Consider the following 16541-nt stretch of genomic DNA (forward strand, 5'->3'; position numbering starts at 1 on the left):
CACCGGGCATGCCAGTCAGCTCGACGGAAACGACCAGCAGTGCCCTCGTCGACGCCACCGCCGCCGCCATCCGCGCAAAGATCATGTCTGGCGAGATCCCGATCGGTGCCCAGCTGCGTCAGGCGGAGCTGGCCAAGCTGCTCGGCGTCAGCCGCACCCCGGTCCGCGAGGCGCTGCGACAGCTGCAGACCGGTGGGCTGATCGAGGTGGTGCCGCACCGGGGTGCGGTGGTGCGGGTGCCGGCGCCCTGGGAGGTCCGCGAGGCCTACGAGGTCCGCGCCGAGCTCGAGGCGCTGGCCTGCGAGCGGGCGGTCAGCCGGATCACCGACGACGTCCTCGACGAGCTGCGGGCGGCCAACTCGCTGCTGCGTCGCACCGAGCAGGCGGCCCGGGGCAACATCCCGCAACGGCGCGTCGAGGACGACCCGGGGGTCGCCCGCGCCCGGGTGGCCCTGGCGACGTCGACCAACGCCGCGAACGACCGGTTCCACACCCTGATCCACCAGGTGGCCGGCAACGACTGGCTGGCCCGGGTGATCAAGGAGATCAACGAGGCGTTCCCGCGTAACGTCTCCGCGCTGGTGCTGCAGGACAACCCCCGGCACCGCGACGACAACTTCCACGAGCACGAGCGGATCATCGCGGCGCTGACCGAAGAGGACGGTGACCGCGCCCGACGCGAGATGCAGGCCCATGTGATCAGCGCCGGTGAGCAGTTGGCTCGCTGGTACGAGCGGCGGTCGGCGACGGTGTTCCGGGGGTGACCGGGCCGGGGCGGTGCGGGTCGCCGGGCACGATCCCGGCCACGCCCATCGCCGCCGGGGCGAGGAAGTCCAGATCCGGCCGGGGCACACCGGTGACCAGGTCGGCCAGGGCCGTACCGATCGCCGGGCCGAACTTGAACCCGTGTCCGGAGCAGGCCGCCGCCAGCAGGACCTGCGGATGCGCCGGCAGCGCCCCGACCGCGAACCGGTTGCCCGGGGCCATCGTGTAGCGGCAGGCCACCTCGGCGGTGACCGGGCCGTCGGCGGCCGGCAGGAACCGGCGCGCGACGGTGAGCAGCGCGTCGCGTTCGGCGGCGGTGACCGGGCCGGGCGGCCGGTCAAGGTCGTCGACGGGCCCGTGGTCGAAGCCGACCTTGACCGTGTCCGGGCCGAACGCCGGGATGCCGTAGAGCAGCCCGACGCCGGGGACCTCCACCGAGAAGGGGCCGAGCGCCGGCGGGGCCAGCAGCGCCGGGGTCGACGAGCCGATGTGGATGTTGACGATTCGCACGACGGAGAGTTGGTCGGCGAGATCCGGCACCAGATCGGTGGTCCACGGGCCGGCGCAGATCACCAGCCGGTCGGCGAGCAGGTCGCCGTCGTCGGTGCACACCCGGACCCCGGCACCGTCGGGGCTCCAGCCGGTGACGGCGCAGCCGTCGCGGCGGTCCACCCCGGCGGCGGCACCGAGCGCGGCCAGCGCCGTCATCGACGCCGCCGCGTCGATGACACCCGCCGCCGGGTCGTGGACGGCGACCATGTCGGTACCGAGGACCAGGCCGGGCAGGATTCCGGCGGCCTGGTTGGCGTCGACCAGCGTGCACCCCGGGCCCCGCAGGGTGCCGCTGGACCGGGCCGGCCGGGCGTAGAGCCCACCGACGGTGGTGATCAGCCGGCGACCGGCGGCCTGTTCCAGCTCGTGCCAGCCGGTGTACGCCCGCTGCACCAGGTCGTCCCAGACCGGCGACGGGTAGGCGCGCCGGATCATCCGGGTCTGCCCGTGCGAGGAGCCGTCGGTGTGGTCGGCCGGGTGCCGGTCGAGCTGCACCACCCGGGCCCCCCGGGCGGCCAGCGACCAGGCCGCGCTGCGGCCGTGGATGCCGGCGCCGACCACCACCACGTCGGCGCGCCGGTCGGTACCGGTGACCAGGGCGGGGGCGGCACCGGTAGCGAGGGCGCCGGCGCCGGTGGGCGCAGCGACGACCGGCGGCGGCGCCGGTTCGGGCGGCGTCGCCTGCCCGGTGGCGGGCGGGACCGGTCGGGCCAGCTGGGCGAGCAGCGCGTCGACGTCGCGGTCGTCGTTGTAGACGTGCACCGAGGCGCGGACCACGGCCGGCAGGCCGCGTCGACCCAGGTCCCACTGCCCGTGGCTGGCCGGCACGGCGACCAGGTGCAGGCCGGCGGCCCGCAGGGTACGGACCGTCCGCGCCGGTTCCTCGCCGTCGCGGACGAACGTGACGATGCCGCCGCCGGCCGCCGGCGGGTCGACCACCCGTACCCCGGCGAGTCCGGCCAGGCCGGCGCGCAACCGGGCAGCCAAACCGCTGACGTACGTGGAGATCGCGTCGACGCCGAGGGCGAGCGCCTCGGTGAGGGCGGCACCCAGACCGAGTCGCAACGCGTGCGACGCTTCCCAGGTCTCGTAGCGTCGCGCGCCGGGCAGCAGGTCGTACTCCTCGTCGCTGGTCCACCGGGCACCCCGCACGTCCGGGGTCAGTGGGCGGGCCCGCTCGTGCAACGCCGGGTCGAGGTAGAGCAGCCCGGTGCCGCGCGGACCCCGCAGGAACTTGCGGCCGGTGGCGACCACGATGTCGGCCCGCATCGCCCGTACGTCGACCGGCAGCTGACCCACCGACTGGGTCGCGTCGACCAGCAGCGGCACCCCCGCGGCGGCGGACAGGGCGCCGACCTGTGCGACGGGCTCGATCAACGCCGACGAGGTCGGTACGTGGGCCACCGTGACCAGCGCCGCCGGTCGGCGCAGCGCCTGCTCCAGCTGGTGCAGGTCGACACCGCCGGAGTCGTCGGTGGGCAGGACCTCGACGACGATGCCCCGGGTACGGCGCAGTTCGAGCAGATGCAGCGCCGAGCTGACGTAGCTGGACGCCGAGGCGAGGATCCGGTCCCCGGCCTGCAGCCGTAGCGCGTCGATCGCCCGGTGCCAGGCGACGGTGGCGCTCTCCACCAGGGCGATGTCGGCGGCGGAGGCACCGATGAGGTCACCGACGAGCTGGTACACCTGGGCGGTCCGCTCGGCGGCGGCCTCGGCGGCCTCGTAGCCGCCGAGGCGGGACTCCAGCCGCAGGTGGGCGATGACCGTGTCGAGCACGGTGAGGCTGGGCAGGGCGGCACCGGCGGAGTTGAGGTGGTGGGCCAGGGCCGCGCCGGGGGTGGCGGCGCGCAGGGCGGCGACGTCCAGGGCGGAACGAACGCCGATCTGGGATGCGGTGTCTGTCAAAGTGGATCCCATCAGTGTCCAGGGCGGTGCCCGTACCGGCCGTAGCGGTTGACCGGTGCCGGCACCGCCGGTCAGAGCGCGACCACGACGCCCTTGCGTTCGCAGTACGAGTACAGGGCGTCGTCGCCCAGGTCCCGGCCCAGACCGGAGTCACCGACCCCGCCGAAGGACAGCGCCGGGTCGAAGATGTTGTACGTGTTCACCCAGACCGTGCCGACCCGCAGCGCGGCGGCCATCCGGTGGGCGCGGGACAGATCCCGGGTCCACACCCCGGCGGCCAGCCCGTACGCCGTGTCGTTGCCGATCGCCACCGCCTCGTCCTCGTCGTCGAAGGCGATCACCCCGGTCACCGGCCCGAAGATCTCCTCCCGGGCGATGACCATGTCGTTGCGGACCCCGGTGAACAGGGTCGGCTCGACGAAGTAGCCCGGCCGGTCCGGCACCCCGCCACCGACGGCGACCGTGGCACCCTCCCGGATGCCGGTCTCGATGTACGACAGCACCTGCTGCCGCTGCTCCTCGGAGACCAGCGGGCCAACGGTCACCCCGCCGTCGAGACCGTTGCCGACCGGCACCCGGCGGGTCGCCTCGGCCAGCCGCTCGGTCATCTCGTCCAGGATGGAGCGCTGCACCAGCAGCCGGCTGCCGGCGGTGCACATCTGCCCGGAGTGGCCGAACGACGCCCGCATCGCGGTCAGCACCGCCGCGTCCAGATCGGCGTCGGCGAAGACGATGTTCGGGCTCTTGCCGCCCAACTCCAAGGTGAGCCGCTTCATCGTCGGTGCCGCTCCGGCCATCACCACCCGGCCCACCTCGGTCGAGCCGGTGAACGACACCTTCGCCACGCCGGGGTGGGCCACCAGCGCGGCACCGACCTCGCCGTCGCCGGTCAGCACGTTGAACACCCCGGGCGGTACGCCGGCCTCGGCGGCCAGCGCGGCCAGCCGCAACATGGTCAGCGGGGTCTGCTCGGCCGGCTTGACCACCACCGGGCAGCCGGCGGCCAACGCCGGAGCGATCTTGAAGCTGCCGGTCATGATCGGGAAGTTCCACGGCAGGATCAGCGCCGCCACCCCGACCGGCTCCAGCACCGTGTAGACGTGGTGGGCACCGCCGTCGATCGGCACGACGGTGCCGGTCAGCCGGCTGGTGGCCCCGGCGAAGTGCCGGAAGGCGCGGGCCGCCGCGCCGGTGTCCGCCCGGGACCGCTCGATCGGCTTGCCGTTGTCCCGGGTCTCCAGCACCGCCAGCTCTTCGAGATGCGCCTCGATCAGGTCGGCGAGCCGGTGCAGCACCCGGGTGCGCTCCAGCGGGGCCAGCCCGCTCCACCGCCGGTCGGCGTACGCCCGGGTGGCGGCGGCCACGGCGGCGTCCACGTCGGCGGCGGTGGCCTGGGCGACCCGGCTGATCACCGCGCCGTCCGACGGGTCCCGCACCTCGATCAGGGTGCGCTCCCCCGGCGCGATCCACTCGCCGTCGACGTGGAACGGCTCCAGCTCGGCCAGCGGGGCGACGGGTGACGGCATCGACGGCTCCTTCTAGATCAGGTCGAAGTACTCGCGCTGCTCCCAGTCGGAGACGTACGCGAGGTAACGGGCGAACTCACGGCGCTTGAGCGTCAGGTACCAGGAGACCACCGGGTCACCGAGGGCGGCGGCGAACGCCGGATCGGCCGCCAACGCGGTCAACGCCTCGGCCAGCGAGGCCGGCAGCCGGGGCGCGTCGGCCGCGTACGGATCCTCCACCGCCGGCGGTGGGGCGAGTCGTCGCTCGATCCCGTCCAGACCGCTGATCAGCTGCGAGGCGACATAGAGGTACGGGTTGGCGGCCGGCTCACCGCAGCGGTTCTCCAGCCGTACGCCGGTGTCGGAGCCGGCACCGACGGCCCGCACCATGGCGCCCTTGTTGTCGATCCCCCACACCACCCGGTCCGGGGCGAGCGAGAACGGCAGGTAGCGCTTGTAGCCGTTGACCGTCGGGGTGGCGAACGCGGCGGCCGCCCCGGCGTGCTCCAGCAGCCCGGCCAGGTAGTGCCCGGCGACCGGGGAGAGCGCCTCGCCCGGCGCGGTCGGGTCGAACGCCGCCGCGCCGGAGTCGACCGCCCGCAGCGACTGGTGCAGGTGCCAGCCGGTGGAGGCGGTCTCGGCACCGGCCGGCCGGGACATGAACGTGGCGTGGTAGCCGTGCCGACGACACAGCTGGCGGATCGCCGAGCGGGCCAGCAGCACCTGGTCGGCGGCGTCCGCCGCGTCCCCGGCGGTGAGGGTGATCTCGAACTGGCTCGGCCCGAACTCCAACTCCAGTGACCGCAGCGGCAGGTCGAGCCGGGTCAGCCCGTGGTGCAGCAGCTGGACGAGGTCGTCGGCGCGGTCCAGGCCGTCCTCGTGCAGCAGTTGCGCGCCCCGGCTGACCGGCCGCACCACGCTGGGCCGGCCGGGCGCGCCGGGGCGGCCCACCTGGTCGGCACCCAGTCGACCGGACCCGGGCTGGTCGGGGTCGGCGGCGAAGACGTGAAACTCCAGCTCCACGCCGACGGTCATCGCGTACCCGGCGGCGGCGAGCCGGTCGAGTTGGCCGCGCAACAGGCTGCGGGTACACAGCGGCACCGGCGAGCCGTCCGGCAGCCGCAGGTCGCACAGCACCCAGCCGGTCCGCTCGGCCCACGGCAGCACCCGGAAGGTGGTCGGGTCCGGCACCAGCACGAGGTCACCGGCGCCGGCGAAGCCGGGCACGCCGACCTGCGGGTCGGCGGCGAAGACCGGGAACACCGACGCCCCGGACGGATCCTTGAGCAGCAGCGACGACGGGACGGTCACCCCGGAGCGCAGGGCCGCGCCGGCCGCCGCCCGGGTCAGCGTCTTGCCGCGCAGCACGCCGTGCTGGTCGGCGAAGGAGAACCGGATCAGCTCGATGCCCAGTTCGTCGACGACCCGGCGCAGTTGGCCGGCGGCGGCGTACTGGGCGTCGGTCCAGAGCTGGTGCCGGTCGATGAAGCCGCCCCGGTCGGCGGCGAGCATCGGCAACGCGCGGTGCCCGTCGCCGCCGTCGGCGACGGCGCGTTCGTCGACGCTACGCATCGGCGACCGCCCCGGTGCCGCCGGTCGCACCGGCCGGTCCTGCCGGGCCGGCCACCTCGGCCCGGCCGGCGGCCCACGGTGAGTCGGCCCGGCGCTGCGCCTCCCGCTCGCGCCAGGTCTGTTCCCAGCCGTCGGTCGGGGCGATGGTGTCGACGGCCAGCGGGCCGGTCAACGCGGCGGCCGCGGACTCGTCGGCGGGGCGGGCCGGTAGCGGGTTGCCTGCCTCGAAGGCGTCGATGGCGCGCAGCAGCAGCCGGCGGTTGGCGGTGACCGCCCGGTCGGAGACCCCGAGCCGCTCGACCGTGCGGTCCTGGATCGGGCCCATGCTCTCCACCGCCCACTGGTCGTGGACGTTGATGTCCAGGCCCATTCCGGTGTAGGTCAGGTCACGCTGCTCGGCCGGGTCGAAGCCCCAGTTGTTGGCCCGGTTGCGCAGCGGCCGGTAGTCCGGCAGCGAGACCTCGGCGAGCCGCTGGGCGAGCAGCGTCTCCTTGTCGGTCGGCTCGGCGAAGTCGTAGAAGATCATGTACCAGTAGTGGTGGTGGTCGTCGATCGGCACGTGCCACTGACAGAAGACCTTGTTGTTGCCGAAGGGCACCACGAACGCGTTGGGGAAGACCAGGTTGGTGATGCGTACGTGCCGGATCTCGTCGGTGAGCTGACGCAACGCGTACACCCGCAGGCCGTGCTCGGCCTGCTCGACCTCGATGTCCGGCCGGTAGGCGTCGCCGACCAGCTTGGACAGCTTCTGCCCGGTGCCGGCGACCTCCTCGCTGAACTGCTGGCCGTAGACGTCGCGCGGATCTTCGTTGATGAACCGGTGCAGGAACGAGACGTGGCTGGGGTCGATGCCGCCTTCGACGCCCTGCAGCCAGTTGCACTCCCACAGCCCTTTGAAGGCGAAGGTGTACTCGTCGGGGGCCTGGAAGCAGTCGTAGTGCGGCATCGGCGGCGGGTCGCCCTCGCCGAGGTAGGCGAAGACGATGCCGTTGCGCTCGACGCACGGGTAGCTGGGGATGCGGACCTTGCTGGCGAACGTGCTGTGCGGCGGCTCGGCGGGCTGCTCCAGGCAGCGGCCGTCCGGCCCGTACAGCCAGCCGTGGTAGAGGCAGCGCAGCCCGCCGTCCTCGTGCCGGCCGTACGCCAGGTCGACGCCCCGGTGCGCGCAGAACCGGCCGACCAGCGCCCACCCGCCGTCGGCCTGCTTGAACAGCACCAGGTCCTCGCCGAGCAGCCGGACCGGTTTGACCGGCCGCTGCGGGTCCAGCTCGGAGACCAGGGCCGCCGGCTGCCAGTACGCCCGCATCAGCCGGCCCAGCGGGGTGCCCGGCCCGGAGCGGGTGATCCGCTCGTTCTCCTCGCGGCGCAGCATCGCACCCCTCCCAGCTAGGCATCCGATCCGACATGCATTGGATCCAATCCTGGCACAGATGTGGGCAGTGCGGAAGGTGCAGCATCCCTTCGATCCAGGGCCCACCACGCACCCTCGCGACCTTCCACCAGTCGACCACGACCAGGCGGCCGGCGGCGGTGCGACCACTCGGCAACCGCCTGAGACTCCGGCCGGCCCGCCGGTCGGAGTCCGTTCACAGGCCCGAAACAGGCATCACGCCGGGGAGCCGTCGCGAACCATCCGAGTTCCCGGAAAATGCGACAAAAAGAAGGTCGACCTGACGCCGGACCGACCCAATTCTGATCCATTGAACCGCAGTCGTCGATAAAACTTGAACATCGAGGTAGATCTTTTGGTATTGCCGGCCGTACAGCGCGCTGCTAGCCTGATCCATGGGTCGGGCAGGGGTAGCTCAAAAAGCATGGATCCCCGGCATAGGTCAAGTCAGTCACTGCGGCCCGACAGCAAAGGTTGGCTGTGCGCACGCTACTACTCTTCGATGGCCTGGGAAGCACCCATGAGGGTCTCGTTCCGGAACTGCGCAGGATGTACGCAAGCCCGGAGAATGCGACCTTCTTTCAAAGCTTCCTCGATACCGTGGACAACGTTTCCGATTATCTCGGTACGACGGCATCCGCCGATCGACTAAGTTTCCGTGCCGTGCTGGAACAGCGCCGTCCCGGACAAGGCGAACCGCCGGTGGATTCGGTCGCCGCCGGATTGTGCGTGTACGCCTACCAGACCTGTCACCTGCAACCGACCGCGCGCCACGCCGACGGCGCGGTCGCAGCGCTGGGCCACAGCATCGGCATGCTCGCGGCGGTCATCGCCGGCCTGCGACTGCGCAGGATGGACGACTTCATCGAGACCGTGACCGCCTTTCTACGGTTGATGGCGGTCAGCCTGGCCCGAGCCCAGGAGCTGGTCGCCACGGCGAACCCGGAGAAGAGTGCGGTCGACCGATACCGGGCGATGGTCCACCGGGGCGCGGACCCCGGGCCCATGGCGGCGCTGTCCGGCCTGCCCCGCCACGAGCTGGCCGAGATGGTCGACGAGTTCACTCGAAACGGCGGCTCTCTTTCGATGAGTTTGGCAAACTCTCCGCGCTCCCATGTCCTGAGCGGCCCGCCCACCGAACTCCTTGAATTCTATCTCCAGCACGCGGCGACCTTCGAGCGGGCCGGCGCCATCTGGACGTTCCTCAGCAACACCATCCCATTCCACAGCCGACATCTGGCATCGACCGTGGACCGGGTCGGCCAGGACCGCCGGTTCATCGGCAAGCTTCCCGGCGGGGGGCAACTTCAGCTGGCGGTGTACGCCACCGACGTGCCCCGCAACCTGCAGAGCTCATCCGACTTCGTGGACGAGTTTCTCCAGCAGGTCTTCCTGCATCCGATCGATTGGGAAGCGGTGACGGGCCACGCTGTCGCCGATGCCGCGATCGACCGGATCGTGGACTACGGACCCGGGGCGGCAGCTCGGCGATTCACCAAGGAATGCTTGGGCACAGCCGCCCGAAGTGTGCAGTTCGCACCGATTCGACCATCCGTCGCGTCTCGGGCACCAGGAGGCCACCATGCGATGTCTACTCTTTCCCGGCCAGGGCGTCCAACGCCGAGGAATGGGCGCTGAGCTGTTCGCCCAGTTCCCGGAGACCACCGCCCTGACGGACGCGATTCTCGGTTACTCGATCGAAGAGCTGTGCACGGCTGACCCGGATCGTAGGCTCCGGGACACCCGGTACGCCCAGCCGGCCGTCTTCGTCGTCAACGCGCTCATGGGGATGCGGCAGATCGCAGACGACACCGACGGCTACCGGTTCTTCGCCGGGCACAGCCTCGGCGAGTACAACGCACTCGTCGCCGCAGGGGTGCTCGACTTCCCGACCGCGCTACGAGTCGTCGCCCATCGCGGCGAGTTGATGGCCCGCATCACCGGTGGCGGAATGTCGGCGGTCCAGGGCGTACCGGCGGCGTTCGTCCGACGCACCCTCCAGGAGACCGGTCTCGCCAGGGTGCACATCGCCAACTACAACGCCGACACCCAGACGACGATCGCCGGCGAACGGACCGAGGTGACCGTCGCCGCGAAGGCGATCAGCGCGCTCCCCGGCGCCCGGGTCGTCCCGATCAACGTCAGCGGACCGTTCCACACTCCGCTGATGGCCCCGGTGGAGCCGGCACTGCGTGCCGTCCTGGCCGACTGCGTCTTCGGCACCGCGACCGCAACGGTCGTCTCGAGCGTCACCGGCGAGGTCTTCGACCCGCAGGTCGGCGCCGACCTGCTGGCCCGCCAGGTCGGCTCCCCCGTGCAATGGGTACGGGCGGTCACCACCCTGCGGGCGTTGGGAGTCACCAGGTTCGACGAAGTCAACGGCAGCACCTTGAGTGCGCTGGTGAGCCGGATCCGCTGAAGGGATTGAACGGATGAGCATTGCCATCGTCGGCGCCTCGGTCAACCTGCCCGGAGTGGAGGGTCTGGACGACCTCTGGCGGGTCGTCAGCACCGGTACGAGCCTGACCAGGCCTTTTCCGCAGCACCGTCGGGAGACGTTGAGCGAGTACATCCACTACCTGCGGGCCACCACGGTCGAGCCGGTGGACGACGACAGCCTCGACTTCCACAACGGCTGCTATCTCGACGCGGTCGACGCGTTCGATTACGCGGCGTTCGGGATGACACCACGGCAGGCTGCGCTGACCGACCCGCACCACCGCATGGTTCTTCGCGCGATGTTCCTCGCCCTGGAGGACGCCGGGTACTCGGCCGACCGGCTGCGGGGCAGCCGAACCGGGGTGTTCGTCGGCTTCGCGACGAACCCCGGGTCGACCTACATGGACTACATTTCCCGGGTCGAGCCCTCCCTGAGCCAGCAGGCGATCACCGGCAACATCCCGGCGATGCTCGCCAACCGGCTGTCCCACCTGCTCGACCTGCGTGGCCCGAGCCTTGTCGTGGACACCGCCTGCTCGGCGACCCTGGTCGCGGTGCACCAGGCGAAGAACGCCCTGCTGGTCGGCGACTGCGACATGGCGGTGGTCGGTGGAGCCCGGATCGTCTTCGCCCCGGTCAAGCACCCACACTCGGCGATCGGCATCGAGTCGTCCGACGGCGTCACCCGCACCTTCGACGAAGCCGCCGACGGCACCGGATTCGGGGAAGGCTCGGGGGCGGTCGTCCTCAAACGAACCGAGCAGGCGCTCGCCGACGGCGACGAGATCTACGGGATCATCAAGGGCAGCGCGGTCAACCACGACGGCCACACCGACGGCATCACCAGCCCGAGTGCCCAGGCACAGGCGGAGCTGCTCCTCGCGGCCTGGGCCAACGCCGGCATCGACCCACGGACCATCGGCTATTTCGAGGCGCACGGCACCGCCACCCGGGTCGGTGATCCGATCGAGCACGAGGGGATGAAGCGGGCCTTCGCCCGACACACCACCGACCGCGCCTTCTGCGCCGTCGGCACGGTCAAGGCGAACGTGGGGCACCTGTTCGAAGGCTCCGGAGTGATCGGTCTACTCAAGGCCGTGGCGGTGCTGCGGCACCGGCAACTGCCGCCGCAGGCCAACTTCGTCAACCCCAATCCGCAGCTCGACTTCGCCTCGGGCCCGTTCTTCGTGCCCACGAGCCTGCAACCCTGGGAGTCGTCCGGGCACCCCCGGCGCTGCGGCGTCAGCGCATTCGGCCTCGGCGGCACCAACGCCCACGTCGTCGTGGAGGAGTACGTCGCACCACCGCGCGAGCGCGGCCCGGCCGGACCGTACCTGTTCACGCTCAGCGCGGCCACGATCCACTCGCTCACCGGGCTGCTGCGCAGCTACCTGCGGTTCATCGACGACGGCGGTCTGGTCGGCGTCGACATCGGCGACGTCTGCCACACCACTCAGGTCTCGCGGTCGGCGCACCGGTACCGGATCGCGCTGGCCGTGACCGACGCCGACGACATCCGCCGAGGCATCGCCGAGATCCTCGCCGACCGCCGACCGTCGATCACCGGTGCGCTCGCCGACACCGCGCAGGCGTACCTACGCGGCGAGCCGGTCGATTGGCGGACGCTGTCGGCGGGCCGCACGCACCGCATCGTCCGGCTGCCCCACTACGTCTTCGACGAAACGACCGCCTGGCTGGACTTCCCGCAGGACTGGCGCCAGACGATGTCCCTGGAGCGGGCCACCACGCGGCATCCGGTCACCCACGACGTAGCGCTGCGGCCGGTGCCGGTGCCGCAGCCGGCCCCCACCGGCACCGGCACGGTCCTCGCCCTGGTCGACCCGTCGACCGACGCCGAGGCGCTGCTGGCCGCCGCGTTGTCCGACGACAGCCGGATCATCCGGCTCGGCGAACCGGTCGCCCCGGACGGTCCGACGTTCGCCGCCGACAGCCCCGCCTCGTACGAGCACCTCGTCCGGCTCGCCGACGAACACGGGGTCACCCATCTCGTGTACGCGCTGGCGTTCGAGTCGACGCCGGCGGCCGACATCGAAGAGGTCGAACGCCGGTCCGCAAAGAACCTGCACGGGCTGTTCCACCTGTCGAAGGCGTTGATGGCGGCCGGCGCCAAACTCGACCTCATCGTGCTCACCCGCACCGCCGTCAGCGCGGACGAGGGTGACGTCACGGCGGTCACCGACAACGCGGCGCTGGTCGGCTTCGGCAAGGTCCTCGTCCGCGAATACCCGTACGTCCAGATCAAACACGTCGACGTCGACATGGCCGTACCGGCCGGCGCGGTCCGCGCCGAGATCTTCGGCGACGGGTACGGGCTGTCCGTGCTGCGCGGCGAGCAGCGGTTGCGGGAGGTCTTCGTCGAGGTCGACGACATCGAACTCACCACCGCCGACCCCGGCCCCCGGCCGTACCTGCGGTCCGGCGGCACGTACCTGATCACCGGCGGCACTGGTGCCCTCGGCCTCGCCGTCGCCCGTGACTTCGCCACCGCGCAGCCGGACATCACGGTCGTGCTGCTCAGCCGGTCCGGGCTACCGCCACGCGAGCAGTGGGACGAGCTGCTGGCGGCGGCGGCCGACCGTGCCGTGACGACCCGGATCCAGACGGTACGCGACATCGAGTCACTGGGTGCGAGGGTGCTCGCGATGGCGGTCGACGCCGGGGACAGCAAGGCGCTCGCCGAGGCGGTGGCGCAGCTGCGCGCCGACCACGGCCGGATCGACGGCATCGTGCACGCGGCCGGGCTCCCCGGCGGCAGCACCGTCATGTTCCGCCAGCTCGACGAGTTCGACGCCGTCGTACGCGCCAAACTGCACTCCGCCTTCGTGCTGGAGGAGTCGACCCGGAGCGACCCGCCGGACTTCATCGCCCACTTCTCGTCGGTCGCGTCGGTGTTTCCCGCGCCCGGGCAGGCCGACTACGCGGCGGCCAACTACTACCTCGACAACCTCGCCCGGTCGCGGGCGGGTGGCCGCTGTCACGTGCTCGCGGTGGACTGGGTGGCCTGGAAGGAGATCGGCATGGCCGTGGACTACGGCACCAACGGGGACACCATGTTCAAGGCGCTGCCGACCGCCGTCGGACTGGCCGTGCTCGACGCGGGTCTGCGCTCGCAGCGGTCCCGGCTGTTCGCCGGCGAACTCCACTACGGCGGCGAGCTCATCCACCTGCTGCGCTCGTACGACGTCACGCTCTCCGACGACATCGAGGCGACCGTGCACCAGCAGATGCAGGCGTTGGAGGAGCGGCTCGCCAAGGCCACCGACAAGATCCGTACGACGATCGAGGCGGTGACGGTACAGCTCGACGGCCGGCCCGACGGGACGTACACCGACGTCGAACTGTCCGTGGCGAGGTGCCTGGCGCTCGCGTTCGGCTACGACCGGCTCGACGTACAGGCCGACTTCTTCGACCTGGGCGGCGACTCGCTGATGGCGACGACGGTGGCCAACCACATCGCGGTCTACCACGGGGTGTCGTACGACGTCGCGGACCTGCTCGCGGACCGGACCACCGCCGAGATCGCGTACCACATCGAGGACCTGCAGGACTTCGCGGCGAGTTCGATGTGATCGCGACCCGGGAGCTGAGGACGTCATGACCGACATGACCCGCGGGCCGGCCCTCCGGCAGATCGTCGGTTTCGCCCTGCCGCTGACCGCGGCGAGTCTGTTCATGCAGACCTATCTGCTGGTCGACGGTATCGTCGTCGGCCGCTACGTGGGCGTCGACGGGCTCGCCGCGGTCGGGGCGAGTGGCCCGCTGTTCTACCTGCTGAACGCGATGTTCATCGGGCTCGGTACCGCGTTCACCATCCGGCTGGCGCATCTGCGCGGCGGCCGGCAGGACGAGCAACGACGCGATGTGGTGGTGGCGTTGGCCACGGTGACCGTCGGCTGGACGATCGGATCCATCGTGCTGGTCACCGTGCTGGCCAGGCCGGTCCTGGCGTTGATGGGGATCACCGGGGCACTGGCTGAGCAGTGTGCCCACTTCATCGGGATGCTCTCGATCGGGTTTCCCGGCATCTTCGGTTCGGCGGCGGTCAGCGCCTACCTGCGTGGTCTGGGCAACTCGCGGGCGGCGATGTGGGTGCAGGCCATCGGCAACGTGGTCAACATCGGGTTGGCCTGGCTGTTCGTCGGTGGGCTGGGGCTCGGTGTCGGCGGTGCCGCGCTGGCGACGGCGGTGTCCGCCACCGTCGCGGCGGTGGTCGGCGTCGTCGCCTCGGGCCGGCTCTACCCGCTGCCGGCGGGCCGGCCCACCCCGGACGCCGTACGCCGTGAGCTGGTCGACGCCACCCGCCTCGGCTTTCCGCTGGCGACGCAGCACATCATCCTGGCCCTCGGCATCATGGTGCTGGTCTGGATCATCGAACGGTACGGCGAGGCGGTGATGGCCAGCTTCACCATCGTCTCGCGGATCGAAGCGTTCACCGCGATCCTGTTCCTGTCCTTCTCCGGTGCGATGACCACGTTCGCGGCGCAGAACCTCGGTGCGGGCGACACCGGCCGGGCGCGACGGGCACTGCTGCAGACACTCGGACTCACCGTCGGTCTGACCGTACTGTTCTCCGCCGTGGTCCTGGCCGCGCACCGGCCGATCGTCGCGGTCTTCACCGACGACCCGGCGGCCCGCGAGATCGCCGAACGGTACCTGTTGATCATCTATCCGTTCTTCGCGCTCTACACCGTGATGGTGGTGCTGCACGGCTACCTCAACGGCGCCCGCCGGACCACGGTGCCGCTGATCTGCACGATTCTCGCTTTCGGCCTGGTGCAGTTGCCCTTCGCGTACCTGCTCAGTCGACCGTTCGGGGTCCAGGCGGTGATGTGGGCCGTGGTGGTGAGTTGGACCACCGGGCTGACGTACTCGTTGTTCTGCCTGCGACACGTCCTGCTGCCGCCGCGCCGCACCTCGGCCGGTGACACCATTCCCACCCCCGTCGAGGTGCGAGGATCATCATGATCACTGCTTACACGACCGACGTCGAGTTCCACAGCGGACGCACCCGTAGCGCACCGCTGACCTGGGGTCAGGAAATGATCTGGGACCTGATCCGCGATCGCGACGACACCCGGACGTATGCGGTGCTCACCCGGTGGATGCCGATCCCGCTGCTGTTGAGCGTGGGCGACGTGCTGGAGAGCCTCGGCGAACTGCTCCGCCGCCACGAAGCGCTCCGCACGATGTACCACCCGACGGCCACCGGCGACGGCGTCCAGGAGGTCCTCGGCTCAGGGACGCTGCCGGTCGAGATGTTCGACCGGCCGGCCGACGATCCGACGGATTACACCAGCATCATCACGGACTGCCTGGTACGCGCCTCCGAGGCCGGATTCGACCACGAGAAGGAACTCCCGATCCGGTTCTCGGTCATCCTGCAGGACGGGATTCCGATCCTGCTGGCCTTCGCCGTCTCCCACCTGTCCGCCGACTTCACCAGCGCCGAGCTGCTGGTCGCCGAGCTCGGCGCGATGCTGCAGGCCCGCGCGGACGGTCGAGGGTGGCCACCGCCCCGGCAGGCCCGGCAGCCCGCCGACCTGGCAGCGATGGAGGCACGGCCCGAGGGACAGCTGCGCAACGTCGAGGCGGCCCGGTTCATTCGCCAGCAACTCGCCCGCGCCCACCCGGACATGCTGCCCGCACGGGCCACACCGGCCACTCCCCGGTTCTTTCGCGGGCAGTTGGAGTCGTCCGCCGTCGCCGTGGCCGTCGGTCCGGCCGCCCGCCGCTACCGGACGAGCACCTCAGTGCTGCTGCTGGCGGTCACCAGCGCGCTGATGCGCTGTGTGACCCGCGCACGGGCCTGTCCGATCGACCTGATGCTGAGCAATCGCGCCGATCCGGCGCTCGCCGGCACGGTGTGCAATCTGAGCCAGGGCATCCTGACCGTCATCGACCTGACCCCGGACTCGTTCGCCGGGCTCGTCGCGCGCTGCGCGGAGATCACGGCGGAGGCGAGAAAGTACGGGTGGCACCGCAAGCGGGTCGTCCAGGGCATCCTTGACACCGCCGGAGCCGATCGGGGCTGCCAGTTCAACGACATCTGGTCGCAGCTGCCCGGTCGGCCGAGCCGGCCGTCCGCGACCGTGACCGAGTTGCGGGCGATGACCGGGTCCACCTCGTTCTCCTGGCCGGAGCAGGCACCGGAGAAGGGCAAGGACGTGTTCATGGGCGTCCGGGGCACCGCCGAACGGATGCACCTGTCGCTGTTCGCCGACACCGCGCTGCTGCCGCCCGGCGACATCCGGGCCTTCCTCGACACGTTCGAACGGACCGCCATCGAGCTGGCCTACGCCGACGTCCCGCTGGAGCAGATCGCCGGCTGGTTCGCCGAGGCCAGCGCCCGGTACGCCCACCTCAACGACGGTGCTGACCCCCGGTAGCCGTCG

10 protein-coding genes are annotated in these 16541 nt (G+C 71.2%); 6 read left to right on the top strand and 4 right to left on the bottom strand.

The genetic code is table 11. From position 1 onward, the window contains the following. Positions 1-8 precede the first annotated feature (8 nt). Positions 9-764 carry a GntR family transcriptional regulator gene (locus O7623_RS12660; RefSeq protein WP_282228815.1) on the top strand — a complete coding sequence of 252 codons (756 nt, stop codon included), beginning with the start codon at positions 9-11 and terminating at the stop codon, positions 762-764. Here the strand turns inward: O7623_RS12660 and O7623_RS12665 are convergent. The 4 genes from O7623_RS12665 to O7623_RS12680 all read right to left on the bottom strand — a co-directional run bounded on the left by O7623_RS12665 (position 700) and on the right by O7623_RS12680 (position 7671). Then, the gene (locus O7623_RS12665; protein ID WP_282228816.1) at positions 700-3222 is read right to left on the bottom strand and encodes an aminotransferase class V-fold PLP-dependent enzyme; all 2523 of its coding nucleotides are present in this window, start codon (positions 3220-3222) and stop codon (positions 700-702) included. The two genes, O7623_RS12660 and O7623_RS12665, sit on opposite strands and share 65 nt — an antisense overlap. 71 nt (positions 3223-3293) lie before the next feature. Continuing rightward, positions 3294-4748 carry an aldehyde dehydrogenase family protein gene (locus O7623_RS12670; RefSeq protein ID WP_282228817.1) on the bottom strand — a complete coding sequence of 485 codons (1455 nt, stop codon included), beginning with the start codon at positions 4746-4748 and terminating at the stop codon, positions 3294-3296. A gap of 12 nt (positions 4749-4760) precedes the next feature. Beyond that, positions 4761-6299, bottom strand: a complete 1539-nt coding sequence (locus O7623_RS12675; protein ID WP_282228818.1) for a glutamine synthetase family protein — start codon at positions 6297-6299, stop codon at positions 4761-4763. After that, positions 6292-7671, bottom strand: coding sequence for an aromatic ring-hydroxylating dioxygenase subunit alpha (locus O7623_RS12680; RefSeq protein WP_282228819.1), 1380 nt, complete (start codon positions 7669-7671; stop codon positions 6292-6294). The genes O7623_RS12675 and O7623_RS12680 overlap by 8 nt, the downstream gene beginning before the upstream one ends. 498 nt (positions 7672-8169) lie before the next feature. On the opposite strand from O7623_RS12680, the gene O7623_RS12685 reads away from it, so the two are divergent. The 5 genes from O7623_RS12685 to O7623_RS12705 are packed head-to-tail and all read left to right on the top strand — an operon-like array spanning position 8170 to position 16535. After that, positions 8170-9327: a hypothetical protein gene (locus O7623_RS12685; RefSeq protein ID WP_282228820.1), complete on the top strand. Its 1158-nt coding sequence runs from the start codon at positions 8170-8172 to the stop codon at positions 9325-9327. Continuing rightward, positions 9317-10108, top strand: coding sequence for an ACP S-malonyltransferase (locus O7623_RS12690; RefSeq protein WP_282228821.1), 792 nt, complete (start codon positions 9317-9319; stop codon positions 10106-10108). The genes O7623_RS12685 and O7623_RS12690 overlap by 11 nt, the downstream gene beginning before the upstream one ends. A 13-nt stretch (positions 10109-10121) precedes the next feature. After that, positions 10122-13718, top strand: coding sequence for a type I polyketide synthase (locus tag O7623_RS12695; protein WP_282228822.1), 3597 nt, complete (start codon positions 10122-10124; stop codon positions 13716-13718). 25 nt (positions 13719-13743) lie between these two features. Then, positions 13744-15114 (top strand): MATE family efflux transporter, encoded by a 1371-nt coding sequence (locus O7623_RS12700; RefSeq protein ID WP_282228823.1) that lies wholly within the window; start codon positions 13744-13746, stop codon positions 15112-15114. After that, on the top strand, positions 15111-16535 hold the full coding sequence (locus O7623_RS12705) for a condensation domain-containing protein (RefSeq protein WP_282228824.1): 1425 nt from the start codon (positions 15111-15113) through the stop codon (positions 16533-16535). The genes O7623_RS12700 and O7623_RS12705 overlap by 4 nt, the downstream gene beginning before the upstream one ends. The last annotated feature ends 6 nt before the right edge of the window (positions 16536-16541 follow it).

Source organism: Solwaraspora sp. WMMD791 (genome assembly GCF_029581195.1).
Classification (GTDB): domain Bacteria; phylum Actinomycetota; class Actinomycetes; order Mycobacteriales; family Micromonosporaceae; genus Micromonospora_E.

Bases quoted from the DNA above. Each gene is read 5' to 3' on its own strand.
- O7623_RS12675 (WP_282228818.1), bottom strand. From the start codon at position 6,299: ATGCGTAGCGTCGACGAACGCGCCGTCGCCGACGGCGGCGACGGGCAC.
- O7623_RS12700 (WP_282228823.1), top strand. From the start codon at position 13,744: ATGACCGACATGACCCGCGGGCCGGCCCTCCGGCAGATCGTCGGTTTC.
- O7623_RS12690 (WP_282228821.1), top strand. From the start codon at position 9,317: ATGGGCGCTGAGCTGTTCGCCCAGTTCCCGGAGACCACCGCCCTGACG.
- O7623_RS12695 (WP_282228822.1), top strand. From the start codon at position 10,122: ATGAGCATTGCCATCGTCGGCGCCTCGGTCAACCTGCCCGGAGTGGAG.
- O7623_RS12705 (WP_282228824.1), top strand. From the start codon at position 15,111: ATGATCACTGCTTACACGACCGACGTCGAGTTCCACAGCGGACGCACC.
- O7623_RS12670 (WP_282228817.1), bottom strand. From the start codon at position 4,748: ATGCCGTCACCCGTCGCCCCGCTGGCCGAGCTGGAGCCGTTCCACGTC.
- O7623_RS12680 (WP_282228819.1), bottom strand. From the start codon at position 7,671: ATGCTGCGCCGCGAGGAGAACGAGCGGATCACCCGCTCCGGGCCGGGC.
- O7623_RS12660 (WP_282228815.1), top strand. From the start codon at position 9: ATGCCAGTCAGCTCGACGGAAACGACCAGCAGTGCCCTCGTCGACGCC.